Annotated in this window: 9 protein-coding genes; 6 read left to right on the top strand and 3 right to left on the bottom strand. The window is 68.0% G+C overall.

Going from position 1 to position 15,671, the window contains the following annotated elements:
* Positions 1 to 153 precede the first annotated feature (153 nt).
* Positions 154 to 1,155: a serine/threonine protein kinase gene (locus HMPREF9710_RS20090; protein WP_005669407.1), complete on the top strand. Its 1,002-nt coding sequence runs from the start codon at positions 154 to 156 to the stop codon at positions 1,153 to 1,155.
* 103 nt (positions 1,156 to 1,258) lie between these two features.
* Positions 1,259 to 3,667, top strand: coding sequence for a coiled-coil domain-containing protein (locus HMPREF9710_RS20095; protein WP_005669409.1), 2,409 nt, complete (start codon positions 1,259 to 1,261; stop codon positions 3,665 to 3,667).
* 51 nt (positions 3,668 to 3,718) lie between these two features.
* Here HMPREF9710_RS20095 and HMPREF9710_RS20100 read toward each other — a convergent pair whose 3' ends face one another.
* Together HMPREF9710_RS20100 and HMPREF9710_RS20105 are read right to left on the bottom strand one after the other, a co-directional pair.
* Positions 3,719 to 4,147 carry a DUF8785 domain-containing protein gene (locus tag HMPREF9710_RS20100; protein WP_005669411.1) on the bottom strand — a complete coding sequence of 143 codons (429 nt, stop codon included), beginning with the start codon at positions 4,145 to 4,147 and terminating at the stop codon, positions 3,719 to 3,721.
* 123 nt (positions 4,148 to 4,270) lie between these two features.
* Positions 4,271 to 5,329 carry a DUF475 domain-containing protein gene (locus HMPREF9710_RS20105; protein WP_005669413.1) on the bottom strand — a complete coding sequence of 353 codons (1,059 nt, stop codon included), beginning with the start codon at positions 5,327 to 5,329 and terminating at the stop codon, positions 4,271 to 4,273.
* Positions 5,330 to 5,462: 133 nt separating this feature from the next.
* Between HMPREF9710_RS20105 and HMPREF9710_RS20110 the strand changes: the two genes are divergently transcribed.
* The 4 genes from HMPREF9710_RS20110 to HMPREF9710_RS20125 all read left to right on the top strand — a co-directional run bounded on the left by HMPREF9710_RS20110 (position 5,463) and on the right by HMPREF9710_RS20125 (position 14,923).
* Entirely contained in the window at positions 5,463 to 5,885 is a 423-nt protein-coding gene (locus HMPREF9710_RS20110) for a divergent PAP2 family protein (protein ID WP_005669415.1), read from the top strand.
* A gap of 230 nt (positions 5,886 to 6,115) precedes the next feature.
* The gene (locus HMPREF9710_RS20115; protein WP_005669416.1) at positions 6,116 to 7,267 is read left to right on the top strand and encodes an efflux RND transporter periplasmic adaptor subunit; all 1,152 of its coding nucleotides are present in this window, start codon (positions 6,116 to 6,118) and stop codon (positions 7,265 to 7,267) included.
* A 27-nt stretch (positions 7,268 to 7,294) separates the two neighbouring features.
* Entirely contained in the window at positions 7,295 to 10,495 is a 3,201-nt protein-coding gene (locus HMPREF9710_RS20120) for an efflux RND transporter permease subunit (RefSeq protein WP_005669417.1), read from the top strand.
* A gap of 291 nt (positions 10,496 to 10,786) precedes the next feature.
* Positions 10,787 to 14,923 (top strand): ATP-binding protein, encoded by a 4,137-nt coding sequence (locus tag HMPREF9710_RS20125; protein ID WP_005669420.1) that lies wholly within the window; start codon positions 10,787 to 10,789, stop codon positions 14,921 to 14,923.
* Between the two features lie 129 nt (positions 14,924 to 15,052).
* On the opposite strand, the gene HMPREF9710_RS20130 is transcribed toward HMPREF9710_RS20125, so the two are convergent.
* The gene (locus tag HMPREF9710_RS20130; protein ID WP_005669430.1) at positions 15,053 to 15,445 is read right to left on the bottom strand and encodes a hypothetical protein; all 393 of its coding nucleotides are present in this window, start codon (positions 15,443 to 15,445) and stop codon (positions 15,053 to 15,055) included.
* Positions 15,446 to 15,671: the final 226 nt, after the last annotated feature.

The raw sequence follows: 15,671 nt of genomic DNA on the forward strand, positions 1-15,671 counted from the left end.
TCCAATCAGGTTGGCGCTCCGACGCGGGCTGCGTCTGGATGCGTTTGTTACATGGAACCCCGGAACAACACCGCCGCTCAGTACGCGAACGAACCCAGCCATCCAAAAGCGGGACGATTTCCGCTTCCCCGTGCGCCGCCGTACAATGGGCACATGGAAAAGCCGAACCTCGATACTCCCGAACACCCCTTTGCCCGCCTCGATCCCGCCATGGTGCTCGATGCGCTCGATAGCGTCGGCCTGCACGGCGATGGCCGCCTGCTGGCGCTGAACAGCTACGAGAACCGGGTCTACCAGGCAGGCCGCGAGGAGGGCGCGCCGGTGGTGGTCAAGTTCTATCGGCCGCAGCGCTGGAGCGATGCCGCCATCCTCGAAGAGCATGCTTTTGTCGCCGAGCTGGTGGAGCAGGAGATTCCGGTGGTGCCGGCCCTGGCCATCGACGGCAAGACCCTGCATGCCTTCGAGGGCTTTCGCTTCGCCGTGTTCCCGCGCCGCGGCGGGCGCGCGCCCGAGCTGGGCGACCCGGCCGTGCTGGAATGGACCGGCCGCTTCATCGGCCGCATCCACGCCCAGGGCGCGGTCAAGGCATATCAGCACCGGCCGGCGCTCGATCCGGTCACGTTCGGCCGCCAGCCCTATGACTGGCTGCGCAGCCATGATTTCGTGCCGCCCGAGCTGATGGTCGCGTGGTCGAGCGTGGTCGAGCAGGCCCTGGATGGTGTCGCGCGCTGCTACGAGCGGGCCGGCGAGCTGCCGCTGCTGCGCCTGCACGGCGACTGCCACGGCGGCAATGTGCTGTGGACGCCGGATGGCCCCCATTTCGTCGACTTCGACGACAGCCGCATGGGGCCGGCGGTGCAGGACCTGTGGATGCTGCTGTCGGGCGAGCGCCACGAGATGGTGCGCCAGATGAGCGACGTGCTGGCCGGCTACGAGGATTTTTGCGAGTTCCATCCGCGCCAGCTGTACCTGGTCGAAGCCTTGCGCACCCTGCGCCTGATCCATTATGCAGCGTGGCTGGCGATGCGCTGGGACGATCCGGCCTTTCCCGCCGCCTTCCCCTGGTTCAATACCCAGCGCTACTGGCAAGACCGTATCCTGGAGCTGCGCGAGCAGGTGGCGCTGATGGACGAACCGCCCTTGTGGCCGGTGTGATGGCCGAATGGATGAGCTGAGCCAATATTGCCGCCCAGTTCCGCGTAGCGTACTGAACGGATTTACCGGATAATCGAAACGACCGCCGCTATTGAGACCTCGCATGGAACCAAACCCAGCCAAGCAAGACGACGCCGACTTCTCGATCGACCTGTCGCAGGCCGCCGGCATGGCGCCGGCCGAGGCTCCGCCCGACTCGGGGCCTGAAGCGGCTGCCGCCGCGCCTGAGGTCCCTGCGGCCGCCCCGGCGCCGGCCGCGCGCAAGCCCCTCGAGATGCGCGAAATCCAGGAAGCGATCGCGCGGGTGGAAGCCGAGGCCAAGGCTAATGTTGCTGCAGAAAGCCGCCAGACCGCCGAATCGCGCGCACGCGCGCTGGCGGACGAACGCGCCGCCATTGACGCCGCCGCCGCCGCCGCCGCGCTGGCCAATTCGCAGGCATCCGAAGACGCGATCGCGGCCAACCGCGACCGCCTCGAATCCCTGCGCGCCGCCGCCAAGGCCTCCGCCGAGCGCCTCGAAGCGATCCGGCAAGAGACCGCCGAGCTGCGCGCGCGGGTCAAGAGCGACACCGAGATCCGGCTGGCGCTGGAGGCCCGTGCGCGCTCCGAAGAAGAAGCGCGGCGCCGCGCCGCCGTCCAGATGGAAGCCGAGGCCGAACTGGCGGCCAAGGCCGCCCGCGCCGCCGACGAGCTGGTGGCGCATACCGAACAGGCCAGGCTGCAGGCCGCCGAGCGCATGGCGGCGGTGGAGGCGGCCAAGGAAGAAGTGCTGCACAACGCCAGCGCCGACGCCCGCATCGCCATTTTGGCGCGCGAGCGCGAGCGCGCCGAAAAAGCCGCGCGCCAGACCGCCGAGAAGCTGGCCGAGGCTGAGGCGGAAGCGCTCGACCTGACCCAGCAGCGCGAACGCGCCGACCAGGTGGCCCTGGCCTCGGCGTTCGCGCGCGCGGCGGCCGAGGCGCGCGCGCTGGAAGAAGCGCGCGCGCTGGCCCACATCGAACAGGAACGCGAGGCGATCGCGCTGGCCCAGGCCGAGTCCGAGCGCGTCGCGGCCCAGTCGCTGCGCCTGCGCCTGCAGACCGAAAAGGAATTGCGCGACGCCGCCACCCACCGCGAGCGGCTGGAACAGATGGCCGCCGCCAGCGCCGAGGCGCGGCGCGAGGCCGAAGCCCGCATCCTGGCCGCGACCGAGGCCCGGATCGAAACCGACCGCAAGCTGCAGCTGGTGGCCGAAGACCGCGTCCGCGCCGAGGAAGAAGCGGACGAGCAGGTGCAAGCCCGGCTCGAGGCCGAGGCCGAGGCGGCGCTGGACGCGCGCGCGCGCCGCGCGGCCGACGAGGCGGCGGTGGCGGCGGCCCAGCGCGAGGCCGAGGAGCACCAGCGCGAGCAAGCCTTGGCCGACGAAAAAGCGGCGCTGGCCCAGGCCGCGGCCGAGGTCCAGGCCAAGCGCAACGCCGACGAAGCGGAGGCGGTCGCGTTCGAGGCCGAGCTGGTCGAACTGCAGCGCCAGGCCGCGCAACTGGCTGCGCAAAAACGCGAAGAAGCCGAGCGCCTTGCCCAGCTCGAGCGCGAGCGGGTGGCGGCCGAGACCCAGGCCCTGGCGGACCTCGAGCGGAAAGTGGCGGCCGAGCAGGAATTGATGCTGGCGGCCCAGGCGCGCAGCGAAGCCGAGGCGGCCGCGGCGGCGGCGCTGGCCGCCAGGGCGCAGGCCGAGCGCCGTCTCGAAGAAGCCCAGCGCGCGACCTTCGAAGCTCAGCAGGCCCAGGCGGACGCGGTAGCGGAAGAAGCGGCGCAAGCCGAGGCGACGCGCGACGCCCAGCAGGCGCATGCGCGCCGGGCGCAAGAGCTGGCCCAGGCCCAGCAGGAACGCACCGAGGTCGAGCGCCAGCAGGTGGCGCTGACCGAGCAGGCGATCGGCGCCGAGCGCGAAGCCACCCAAGCCGCGCGCGAGTCGCTGGCCCTGGTCGAGCGCAAGCTGGCCGCCCAGCGCGCCCAGGCCGCGGCCGACGCCCGCGCCAACGAGGCGCAGGCGGCGCGGCTGGCGTCGGAACATGCCGCCGCCCAGGCCGCCGAGGCGCGCGCCGAGGCCGAGGAAACGCAAGCCCGGCTGGCGCGCGAGCGCGAGCTGGTCGAGCAGGCCGCCGTGCAGTCGGCGGTCGAGAAACGCGAAGCCCAGCGCGCGCTGCTGGAACACGCCCAGGCGCATGCCGAGATGCAGCGCAAGGCGGCGCAGGCGACCTTGCAGATGGCCGATGCGCGCAAGCACCTGGTGAACCTGGAAAGCAAGCGCCAGGACGAGCAGGCCGCCGAACTGGCGGCCACCGAGCGCGTCATCGGCGAACGCAAGGTCGAAGCCGGCCAACGCTCGGTGTCGGCCGACCTGACGCGCGAGGTATTGGGACGGTTCAAGCAGTCGCAGGCCCGGGCCGGCGACACCTCAGCCGCGCAGGCGGCGGCGAGGTTGGCGGAAGTGATCGCGGCCCAGCGCGAACTGGACCGCGACAAGGACTAGGGTTGGCCGGGGCGCGCAGCCGGCTGGGCCGCCGACCCTACGCCTACACTGTTATTGCGCGGGCGCCGCTGGCGCCGGCGCTCCCTGCGCCTGGCTCGGCGACACCGGATCGACCGGCCCCGTCACCGCACGCTTCACGAAATACTCGGTATCGCCAAAGCAGCTGGTCGGCACGCCCTTGTGCTGCTCGTAGCTGATCTGCACGCGGCGGCCGATATTATTATTGAGTTGCTGCACCACCGCCTCATCGCGCACGGTGAAGGCGAAGCGCTCGGGAATCGCGCCCGGCATGCTCGACAGCAGGATCTCGCCTTCCCAGGTCTTGCACAGCCAGCCTTTCTTGGAGAACGTCTGCAGATAGCCGGCGCGGTCGCCTTCGGAATAGGCCCAGGTCAGGGTGAACCAGGTGTACAGGGAACCGAGCACGGCGACGGCGGCGATGACGGACAGCAGGATGGCGGTGGCGCGGGCTTTGGGCATGGTCGGGCAGGGCGATCGAAAAAAGTTGGCACGGGTTGTCAATATGGCAGCGCAAACGCGATGCGCGCTCATTCTGCCATGCCTTGCCGTAATCGCAAACCGCAATTCTCAGCCGTTACCGATTCACCCGGTCCGCGCCGCCACCTCGGCCTCCTGGGCCGCGATCCTCCTGCGGTAGCGTATGGACGACCACAGCGACACCAGGATGAACGCCAGCCCGGACAGCCCGGTGAACCATTCCGGGATGTGATAGTGCACGCTGGCGAACATGATCAGGGCCAGGATGCCGATCGCATAGTGGGCCCCGTGCTCGAGGAAGACAAATTCTTGCAACGTGCCCTTGTAGACCAGGAACACGGTCATCGAGCGCACGAACATGGCGCCGATGGCCAGGCCCAGCATGATGATGACGACGTCGTTGGTAATGGCGAAGGCCCCGATCACGCCGTCGAAGCTGAACGAGGCGTCCAGCACTTCCAGGTAGAGAAAGCCGCCGATGCTGCCCTGCGAGATCATGGCGCCGACCGACGGGTCTTCTTCCTTTTCTTCGAGCAGGCCGCTCAGCCACTTGACGCCGATATAGATCAGCACCCCGGTCACGCCGGCGATCAGCACCGCCAGCTTGCGTTCTTCCGGCATCAGGTTCATGGCGCCGATCACGCTGAGCAGCGCCAGCAGCACGGCCAGTCCCTCGGAGCCGTACTGGCCGACTTTTTCCTCGAACCAAGTGATCCAATGCAGTTCTTTTTCCGTGTCAAAGAGGAAATTCAGGAATACCAGCAACAGGAAGGCGCCGCCGAAGGCCGCGACTTCGGCGTGGTGTTCGGTCAGGTGGCGCGAATACTCGTTGGGGTTGTCGATCGCCATGTGCCAGACGTCGAGCAGGCCGAGGCCGGTGGCGGCGGCGACGATCACCAGCGGGAACAGCAGGCGCATGCCGAACACGGCCACCAGGATGCCGACGGTCAGGAACAGCTTGCGCCAGAATTCGTTCCAGTGCTTGAGCACCGAGGCGTTGACGACGGCATTGTCGAAAGAAAGCGACACTTCCAGCACGCCGAGGATGGCCGTGATCCACAGGGCCTGCAGCAGGCCGGGCAGGCCCCGGTGCTCGTAGCCCCACCAGCCGGCCAGGGCCATCAGGACTGCCGTGACGATGAACGACCAGCGGAAGTGCCGCATACATACCCCTTGTCTGTATTGACTGCCTGGGTCAATATTACCGTTTCCCGGGTTGCTGCGTCCGTTCCAAAAGTCGCCCACCGCGCCTTGCTTCTGAGATAATTCCGCCCAGCATTTTCACCTATAAGACATCATGGAAATTATCTACCTCGTGACGCCCATACTGACCTGGATGGTGGTCGGTCCGATCAAGTTTCTCATTTCCAGCGTCCGCCTGCGGCGCTGGGCCTTCGACCTGGTCGGCAATGGCGGCTTCCCCAGCAACCATAGCGCGGTCGTGTCCAGCATGGCCACCCTGATCGCCCTGCGCGAAGGCATGGGCCATCCGGCCTTCGGCGTGGCCTGCACGCTCGCCTTCATCGTCATGATCGACGCCAACAGCCTGCGCCAGCACGTCGGCCGCCACGCGGTGTCGCTCAACCGCCTGCACGACGGCAAGGCCGACTACGTGATCCTGCGCGAACGCATGGGCCATACCAAGATCGAGATCGCCGGCGGGGTCCTGACCGGCATCGGCATGGGCTTCCTGATCAACGCCGTCCTCGGCGGTTTCTGATCGTGTCCATATGGCGGCGTCCATCCCCCGGACGTCCGCCTGTCCGTTTTACCCCGCATCTCGTCCGGGCTGGAATGCAGCTCATCGCCAAAAAACGCAGTTCATCCATCGAATTCGGCGTTATACAGGTTCGTCAATTGACGCCATCAGGGCCCTCCTGAATACTTCGCGCTGGCTGTATCTATTCTCATTTTTATAAAAAAGACCAAGTCCTTCTCTGGAGAACCACAATGCTGCGCAAAACCCTCCTCGTTCTAGCCATCGCTTCAAGCCTCGTCGCCTGCGGCAAGGATTCCGCCACGGCCCCCGGCCAGGCCAAGGACAACAAGCCGACGCAGCTGACGGTGGCGCCCGAGGATGTATTGACGATCCAGAGCGACGCCATTTCGTCCGGCCCGGTCATCACCGGCTCGATCCAGCCCGAGCGCAAGGCCGACCTGCGCGCCGAAGTCTCGGCCATCGTGCTGCAGGTGCTCAAGGAGAACGGCGAACCGGTCAAGCGCGGCGACGTGCTGGTGCGCCTCGATGAAACCTCGATCCGCGACAGCCTGATGTCGGCCGAGGATGCGCAGCGCGCCGCCAGCCTGGCGCTGGAGCAGGCCAACCGCCAGCTCGAACGCCTGAAAACCCTGAGCGCCTCCGGCATGACCTCGGCCAAGGCCCTGGACGACGCCGAGATGGCGCGCAACAACGCCATGAGCGAGCTGTCGGGCGCCAGGAGCCGCGTCGCCACCGCGCGCCAGCAACTGGCCCGCACCACGGTGCGCGCGCCGTTCGACGGCATCGTCTCCGAGCGCAAGGTCTCCAATGGCGACACCGCCACCATCGGCAAGGAACTCGTGAAAGTCATCGATCCGACCAGCATGCGCTTCGAAGGCGCGGTGTCGGCCGATTCGGTCAGCACCGTCAAGGTCGGCCAGAAAGTCAATTTCCGCGTCAACGGCTATGGCGAGCAGCAGTTCGCCGGCATCGTCAGGAGGATCGATCCGGCGGCCAACCCGGTCACGCGCCAGGTCGAGGTGCTGGTGGGCTTCGCCGACAAGGCCCAGCCGCGCGTGGCCGGCCTGTACGCCGAAGGCCGCGTCGACGCTTCCGCCACCGACGCCCTGATGCTGCCCGAGTCGGCCCTGGTGCGGGTCGGCGACAACAGCCATACCTGGCGCATCAAGGATAAAACCCTGTCCAAGGTCAATCTGGTGGTCGGCGCGCGCGACCCGCGCACCGGCAACTTCGAAGTCAAGCAGGGCCTGGCCGCCGGCGACATCGTGCTGCGCGCCCCGACCTCGAACCTGAAGGATGGCCAGAAGGTCGACATGCCGGCCGCGCGCGTCGCCAGCGCCGCCGGCTCGGCCGCCGGCGCGGCGCCGGTCCAGGGCAAGTAATACGGGAAAAATAAAAGGAAAACAACGATGTTCCTGTCCAATTTCAGTGTCAAGAAACCGGTCGCGACGGTGGTGATCATCGTCGCGATGATGGCCATCGGCCTGCTCGCGCTGTCCAAGCTGCGGGTCAACCAGAACCCCGACGTCGACATCCCCGTCATCGTGGTCGACATCCCGTATCCGGGCGCCTCGCCCGAGACCTCGGAACGCGAGATCACCAACCGCCTCGAGAAGCAAATGCAGGCGATCCAGGGCGTCACCGAAGTCAATTCCAACTCCTATGAGGGCGGCGCCACGATCTGGATGGAGTTCGACTTCGACCGCAATCTGATCGAAGCCTCGGACGACGTGCGCAACGCCATCGCCGCGGTGCGCTACAAGCTGCCGATCGAGATGCGCGAGCCGGTGCTGCGCCGCATCGATCCGGCCGCCGAGCCGGTGATGTCGCTGGCGCTGTCGTCGAGCACCCAGAGCCATGCCGAGATCTCGCGCTATGCCGAGGACGTGCTGGCCGACCAGTTCCGCGCCATCGACGGCGTCTCGACGGTGGCCGTCAACGGCGCCCTGCGGCGCGAGTTGTCGGTGCTGCTGCGCGCCGAGAAGCTGCGTGAATTCAATGTGTCGGTGACGGAGGTGACCAATGCCCTGCGCAGCGGCAATACCAATGCGCCGGTCGGCAAGCTGCGCGACGAGCTTGACGAGAAGGGCATCCGCCTGATCGGCCGCATCGAGCGTCCCGAAGACTTTTCGCAGATCGTGGTCAAGCGCAACGGCGACACCATCGTGCGCCTGAACCAGGTGGCCGAGATCCAGGATGGCTTCGCCGACATCAACAGCCTGTCCATGCGCAGCGGCAAGCCGAACGTCGGCCTGCAGATTTCCCGCTCGCGTGACGCCTCGACCGTGGCGCTGGCCAAGAAGGTCCACGAAGTCGTCAAGGAAGCGAGCAAGCACCTGCCGGAAGGCACCAAGCTGGAAGTGACCCGCGACGGCGGCGAGGATGCGCAATCGAGCCTGAACAACGTGATCGAGGCGCTGGTGCTGGGCGCCGTGCTGACCGTGTTCGTGGTGTACGCCTTCCTCAATTCCTGGCGCTCGACCCTGATCACCGCGCTGGCCCTGCCGACCTCGGTGCTGGCGGCCTTCATCGCGGTCTGGCTGTGCGGCTTCACGCTGAACTTCATGACCCTGCTGGGCCTGTCGCTGGCGATCGGCGTGCTGATCGACGATGCGATCGTGGTGCGTGAAAACATCGTGCGCCATATGGAAATGGGTTCCGACCGCCGCACCGCGGCCCTCGAAGGCACCGCCGAGATCGGCATGGCCGTGGCCGCCACGACCTTCTCGATCATGGCCGTGTTCGTGCCGGTGGCCTTCATGCCGGGCGTCTCCGGCGAGTGGTTCCGCCCGTTCGCGCTCACCGTGACCTGCTCGGTGATCGTCTCGCTGTTCATCTCGTTCACGCTCGACCCGATGCTGTCGGCCTACTGGGGCGACCCGCCGGACCACCACAGCGCGCCCAAGAAGGGCATCGGCCGCGTGCTGGACCGCTTCAATCACTGGTTCGACCGCCAGGCCGACCGCTACGGCCGCGTGATCGCCTGGGCGCTGCACCACCGCCGCTGGATGGGTTTCATCGCCCTGGCGAGCTTCGTCGGCGCCATCGCCCTGCATTCGAGCTTTGGCGGCTCCAGCTTCCTGCCGAAGATGGACTCGGGCACGATCATGATCGACGTGCGCGTGCCGGCATCGTCGAGCATCGAATACGCCCGCCGCAAGGTGGAAGCGGCGGCCGAGCTGGCGCGCACCCTGCCCGAGACCGAGGACACCAACAGCAACGCCAACCTGAACGGCGGCCGGGTCTACGTCGACATCGGCAAGCGCCGCCAGCGCGACCGCAGCGCTTCCGAGGTCGCGGTGGAACTGCGCCAGAAGATCAGCCGCCTGGTCGGCGCCGAGTACACGGTCATGGATGACCTGAGCGGCAACGGCAAGCCGGTGCAGATCGAATTCAGCGGCCCCGATTCGCGCCGCCTGATGGAACTGACCAACGCCTACATGGCCAAGCTGCGCGAAGTGCCGGGTGCGGTCGACGTCACCCTGTCGGAACAGGATCCCAAGAACGAGCTGCAGATCGTGCTCGACCGCGGCCTGGCGAATATGATGGGCATTTCGGTGGGCGACGCCGCCCAGTCGCTGCGCGTGGCCTTCGCCGGCATCGAGGTGGGCGACTGGGTCGACCCGACCAGCGAGACCCGCGACGTCGCCGTGCGCCTGCACCCGGATGACCGCGTCAATACCGAGAGCATCGAGCGCCTGCCGATCTCGGTCGGCGGCACCGGCATGATGGTGCCCCTCGAGCAGATCGCCTCGATCACCATGGGCAAGGGCCCGTCGGGCATCCGCCACAAGAACGGCGAGCGCATGATCACAGTCTCGGCCAATGCCCAGGGCCGTTCGCCGGGCGAGGTCACGGCCGACGCCATGCGCCTGGCGCGCACCTTCGACTTCCCGCCGGGCTATGGCCTGGCGCTGGGCGGCTCGGGTGAAGACCAGCAGGAGCTGTTCACCGAGATGATCATCGCGCTGCTGTCGGGCATCGCCCTGATGTACCTGATCCTGGTGATGCAGTTCGGTTCCTTCACCGCGCCGATCGGCGTGATGATGTCGCTGCCGCTGTCGCTGATCGGCGTGGTCGTGGCGCTGATCATCACGGGGCACACGCTCAATCTGATGAGCATGATCGGCATCATCATGCTGATGGGCCTGGTGGCCAAGAATGCGATCCTGCTGCTGGACGCCGCCCGCGCCCTGGAGCACGAAGGCATGGACCGCGAAGAAGCGCTGATGGCGGCGGGCCGCAAGCGCCTGCGTCCGATCCTGATGACCACCTTCGCGCTGATCGCCGGCATGCTGCCGGTGGCGCTGGCCTTCGGCGACGCGGGCGAGTTCTACCAGCCGCTGGCGATCGCCATCATCGGCGGCACGATCACCTCGACCGTGCTGACGCTGCTGGTGGTGCCGACCTTCTACGACAGCATCGAGATCGCCCGCGACCGCATGCTGGCCAAGTATGGCCGCCGCGCCGAGCGCTGGAACGCGCTGCCGGCCTTCCTGATGACCTTCGTGGAAGCGATCCTGACCCTGACCTTCGTGCGCCTGGTCTATCGCGTGATCGTCCGCGCCGGCCGCTTTGTCACCGGTCGCGGCAAGGCCGTCCCGGCCTGATCCTCACCCTGCGGGCGGCGCCAGCCGTCCTTTGCCCCTACACGGCCAGCCATGCGCTGGCCGTGTCTTTTCAACGATGGGTCGCATGGGCTCGCCGTGCAGTCGCCGTTGTTGCGTCAGTATTTCCTGTTGTTATGGTCTAATAGCGGGTGCCTTGTGGATAATTCGATACTGAACTGCTTGCGTAGTAGTGAACAGTGTTTCAAGAATCCCGTCTTCCATCCCTCCCGCCGTTAGGTCTCCATGCCCATGTCAGTAATCCCATCACCCTCCACACCTGCCGGTTCCGATATGAACTGGCTCGCCGGCGGCGGCGAGATGGGCGAACTGATCCGCAGCATGGACTGGTCGAAGACGCCGCTCGGGCCGCTGTCCGACTGGCCGCAGAGCCTGCGCACCTCGGTCAGCCTGTGCCTGTCGTCGACCTTCCCGATCCTGGTGTGCTGGGGGCCGGAGGACATCCAGATTTACAACGACGCCTACCGCCCGATCTGCGGCGACCTGCATCCGGCGTCGATGGGGGCGCCGTTCAAGGTCATCTGGGCCTCGGCCCTGCCGGTGGTGGGGGCCGCCTTCGAACGCGCCCACCAGGGCGAGGGCGCCTACATCAAGGACCAGCAGATGTTCCTCGACCGCAGCGGCTATCTCGAGGAAGCGAACATGACGTTCTCGTTCTCGCCGATCCGCGACGAGTCGGGGGCGGTGGGCGGCGTCTTCCACCCGATCACCGAGACCACGGCCCAGGTGCTGGGCGCGCGCCGCACCCAGGGCCTGCGCGACCTGACCGCCGGCCTGGCCTCGACCCGTTCGATGGCCGAGATCGGCCAGCAGCTGACGGTCCACGTCGAGCGCATGAAGGCCGACGTGCCTTTCCTGCTGTTCTACCAGATCGACCAGGACAGCGGAACCCTGGCGCTGCGCGGCGGCGGCGGCTTGCCGGCGCACTGCGCGCTGGCGCCGCAGTCGGCGCGTCTGGACGACGCCTGCTGGCCGTTCGCGCGCTGCGCCGCCACGGGCGCGGCGGCGCAGGTCGACGACGTCGCCGAACGGCTCGGCGGCGCGGCCTGCGGACCCTACGACGATCCGCCGCGCTCGGCCCTGGTGCTGCCGCTTTCCCTGCCGGGCCAGCAAGAGCTGTTCGGCTTCGTGGTCGCCGGCGTGAGCGTGCGCCGCGCGCTCGACGCCGACTATCGCAACTTCTACGAATTGCTGGGGGCGGCGGTGAACACCGCGGTCGGCAACGTCATCGCCTACGAGCAGGAACAGCGCCGGGCCGAAGAACTGGCCAAGATCGACCGCGCCAAGACCGCCTTCTTCTCGAACGTGTCGCATGAATTCCGCACCCCGCTGACCCTGATCCTGGGTCCGCTCGACGACGCCCTGGCGGACGCCGCGGACAGCATGAGCGCGGCCCAGAGGAAGCGCATCGAGGTCACCCACCGCAATGCGCTGCGCCTGCTCAAGCTGGTCAACTCGCTGCTCGACTTCTCGCGCATCGAGGCCGGCCGGGTGCAGGCCAGCTACGTGCCGGTGGACCTGGCGCACCTGACGCTCGACCTGGCCGGGGTGTTCGAGTCGGCCATGGCCAAGGGCGGCCTGGACTACAAGGTCGCGCTGCAGGACCTGGGCCGGCCGGTCTACGTCGACCGCGACATGTGGGAAAAAATCGTCTTCAACCTGCTGTCGAACGCCTTCAAGTTCACCCTGCACGGCAGCGTCACGATCAGCCTGCGCGAGCACGCCGGCATGGCGCGGCTGTCGGTGCAGGACACCGGCACCGGCATTCCCGAGCACGAGCTGCCGCGCATGTTCGAGCGCTTCCACCGCATCGAGGGCGCGCCGGGGCGCACCTATGAAGGCACCGGCATCGGCCTGGCCCTGATCCAGGAACTGGTGCGCCTGCACGGCGGCACGATCGCCGTCTCGAGCGTGTTCGGCGAAGGCACGCGCTTCGACGTCGACCTGCCGTTTGGCCAGGCCCACCTGCCGCAAGACCGCATCCTGCACGCGCCGGACGCGATGGAAGACCGCCAGCGCATGGGCTCCGCCTTCGTCGAGGAAGCGCTGCGCTGGCTGCCGGACGCCGAAGCCGAACCCCACGAGGAGGAGCAGGCGGCGCCGGTCGACATGGCCGGCCAGGCGCGCCCGCGCATCCTGATCGCCGACGACAACAACGATATGCGGGCCTACCTCAAGGCGCTGCTCGAGCCGCACGCCGAGGTGCGCGCCTGCGCCGACGGCCAGGCCGCCTTCGAACTCGCGCTGGCCGACCCGCCCGACCTGCTGCTGAGCGACGTGATGATGCCGAAGCTCGACGGCTTCGGCCTGATCGCGCAGATCCGCGCCAGCGAGGAGCTGCGCCTGCTGCCGGTGATGCTGCTGTCGGCGCGCGCCGGCGAGGAAGCCAAGGTCGAGGGCCTGCAGGCCGGCGCCGACGACTACCTGGTCAAGCCGTTCTCGGCCAACGAGCTGCTGGCGCGGGTGCGCACCCAGGTGGCGCTGGGCCGCGAGCGCAGCCAGATGGAGCGCGATGCGCGGGCGCGCGAAGCCCATGTGCGGGCGCTGGTCGACGCCTCGCCGGCCATGCTGTGGACCACCGACAACGAGGGCCAGTGCACCTATCTCAGCCAGCGCTGGTACGACTACACCGGCCGCACGCCGGAACAGGACCTGGGCCTGGGCTGGCTCGACAATACCCACCCCGACGACCGCCAGCGCTCGGGCGAGATCTTCCTGGCCGCGAGCGCGGCGCGCGAGCCGTTCTCGATCGACTACCGCCTGCGCTGCCACGACGGCAGCTACCGTTGGTTCATCGACGCCGGCCTGCCGCGCGCGAACGCGGCGGGCGAGCCGGACGGCTACGTCGGCACGGTGATCGACGTTCATGCGCGCAAGATGCTGCAGGAGCGCTTCGAGCGGGTGTCCGAGGCGGGCGACATCGGCGTCTGGTATGCCGACGCGCCGTTCACCGAGTTCCAGCTCAATGCCGAGATGGCCTTGCACTTCGGCCTGGACGGCGCGCGCGCGGCCTCGGTCGACACGCTGCTGGCGGCGGTCGACCCGGAAGACCGCGAGCGGCTGGCCGGCAGCGTGGCGCACGCGGTGCGCGCCGGCGCGCCGCTCGACCTCGAGTTCCGCACCGTGGCGGGCGACGCGCCGCGCTGGCTGCGGGCGATCGGCTGGTGCGGCCTGGACAAGCACGGCCAGCCGGAGCGCTTCGACGGCGTGACCCTCGACATCGACAGCCAGAAGTACGCCGAGCAGGAGTTGCAGCGCCTGGCCAACGAGCTGGGACAGAAGAACCGCGCGCAGAGCGACTTCCTGTTCACGCTGGCGCACGAGCTGCGCAACCCGCTGGCCCCGATCCGTTCGGGGCTGGAGCTGATGCGCATCGGCGCCGCCGGCGGCGACGTGCAGGCCATCATGCGGCGCCAGGTCGACCACATGGTGCACCTGGTCGACGACCTGCTCGACATGGCGCGCCTGGCCGAGGGCAAGGTGACCCTGCGCCTGGAACGGGTGCGGCTGGACGACGTGGTGCGCGAGGCGGTCGACATGAGCATGCCGCTGGTGGAAGCCGGCAAGCACGCGTTGTCCGTGCGCCTGCCGCAGGAACCGCTGGCGCTGCACGCCGACCGCCACCGCGTGGCCCAGGTGCTGAGCAACCTGCTCAACAACGCGGCCAAGTACACGCCGCAGGGCGGCGCGATCGAGCTGGTGGTGCGCGTCGAGGCGAACGAGGTGGCGCTCACGGTGTCGGACAACGGCATCGGCATCGCCGCGCCGGCGCTGGAGACGATATTCGATATGTATGCACAAGCCCATCTCGGCAGCGGGATGGCGCAGGGCGGCCTGGGCGTGGGCCTGAACCTGGTCCAGCGCCTGGTCAAGCTGCACGGCGGCCGGGTGGCGGCCAGCAGCGCCGGCGCCGGCATGGGCAGCCGGTTCACGGTGTGGCTACCGTTGCCGCAGGGTGCGCTGGCTGGGCTGCCCTCCGCAGCCGCGCCCGAACCGGTGACCGCGCCGGTCTCCGCCACACCGGGCGGCATGCTGCGCATTCTCGTGGTGGACGACAATGTCGACGCGGCCGAGACCTTGCAAGCCCTGCTCGAAATGAACGACCACACCGTCAGCGTCGCCAACGACGGCGCCGCGGCATTGCGCCTCGCCGGAGAACACCTGCCGCAGGTGGTGTTCCTGGACATCGGCCTGCCCGACATGAGCGGCCATGAGGCGGCCGAGGCGATGCGCCGCATTCCGGGCATGGAAGACGCGACGCTGGTGGCGCTGACGGGATGGGGGGCGGAGCAGGACCGGCGACGGTCGAGCGAGGCGGGGTTCGATCATCACCTGACCAAGCCGGCCGATTTCACGATGGTGGAGAATCTGATCCGCGACGTCGCGGCAAAGCAGCGCACGACTGACTAGCCGACGGCGGCAGGTGCGGGCCTGAAAAAAAACAACCCGGCCGTGAGGGGCCGGGTGCTGGTATTGGGTAGAGCGCTACCCCGAGCGCGCCCCGCGCGCAGGGCGTCGTTCGGGGCGTTGGCCAATCGATTACTGGCCGGTGGTGCCGGTCGGCGGCGTGGTGGTGGTCTGCGGATCGGTGGTGGTGGTGCCGGTGGCGCCTTCGGCGGTGCCGGTGCCGGTGGTGCCGGTCGCGCCGGTGGTGCCTGCCGCGCCGCTGGTGTCGCCGGCGGTGCCGGTCGCGCCGGTGGTGCCGCTGGTGCCCATGTCGGTGGTGCCGGTGCCGGTGGTGCCGGTGCCGGTTGCGCCGGTGCCCACGTCACCCGTGGTGCCGGTGGCGCCCGAGGTGCTGCTTGGCATGGTCGCCGAGGTGTCGGCCGGGGTGGTGGTGGTCGCTGCGTCGTCCTTCTTGCAGGCGCCCAGCAGGGTGGCCAGAACCGCGGCGGTCAGCAGGATTTTTGGTGCTTTGGTCATTGCATTCATTTTTAAACTCCTCGTTTACGTCTATCTTTGTGCCGCAGCTTCCAGCTCATTGGTGAGGCGCTGGAAGAACAACGGCGCCAGTTAGTTCCACCCCTTTGCAATTCAAGGGAGGAACACTCAGGGAACCGACGCAATACGCGGCCCCGGTGCGTACTTCAATCCAACTGTGCCCATTAGACCGGATGCCCGGCTGCCGGTTCGTTAGATACCGCACTCTTGCGAAACT

Source organism: Massilia timonae CCUG 45783, assembly GCF_000315425.1.
Lineage (GTDB): Bacteria > Pseudomonadota > Gammaproteobacteria > Burkholderiales > Burkholderiaceae_D > Telluria > Telluria timonae.

Excerpts from the sequence above, each read along its gene's own strand:
- HMPREF9710_RS20090 (WP_005669407.1), top strand. The coding sequence starts at position 154 with ATGGAAAAGCCGAACCTCGATACTCCCGAACACCCCTTTGCCCGCCTC.
- HMPREF9710_RS20095 (WP_005669409.1), top strand. The coding sequence starts at position 1,259 with ATGGAACCAAACCCAGCCAAGCAAGACGACGCCGACTTCTCGATCGAC.
- HMPREF9710_RS20100 (WP_005669411.1), bottom strand. The coding sequence starts at position 4,147 with ATGCCCAAAGCCCGCGCCACCGCCATCCTGCTGTCCGTCATCGCCGCC.
- HMPREF9710_RS20105 (WP_005669413.1), bottom strand. The coding sequence starts at position 5,329 with ATGCGGCACTTCCGCTGGTCGTTCATCGTCACGGCAGTCCTGATGGCC.
- HMPREF9710_RS20110 (WP_005669415.1), top strand. The coding sequence starts at position 5,463 with ATGGAAATTATCTACCTCGTGACGCCCATACTGACCTGGATGGTGGTC.
- HMPREF9710_RS20115 (WP_005669416.1), top strand. The coding sequence starts at position 6,116 with ATGCTGCGCAAAACCCTCCTCGTTCTAGCCATCGCTTCAAGCCTCGTC.
- HMPREF9710_RS20120 (WP_005669417.1), top strand. The coding sequence starts at position 7,295 with ATGTTCCTGTCCAATTTCAGTGTCAAGAAACCGGTCGCGACGGTGGTG.
- HMPREF9710_RS20125 (WP_005669420.1), top strand. The coding sequence starts at position 10,787 with ATGAACTGGCTCGCCGGCGGCGGCGAGATGGGCGAACTGATCCGCAGC.
- HMPREF9710_RS20130 (WP_005669430.1), bottom strand. The coding sequence starts at position 15,445 with ATGAATGCAATGACCAAAGCACCAAAAATCCTGCTGACCGCCGCGGTT.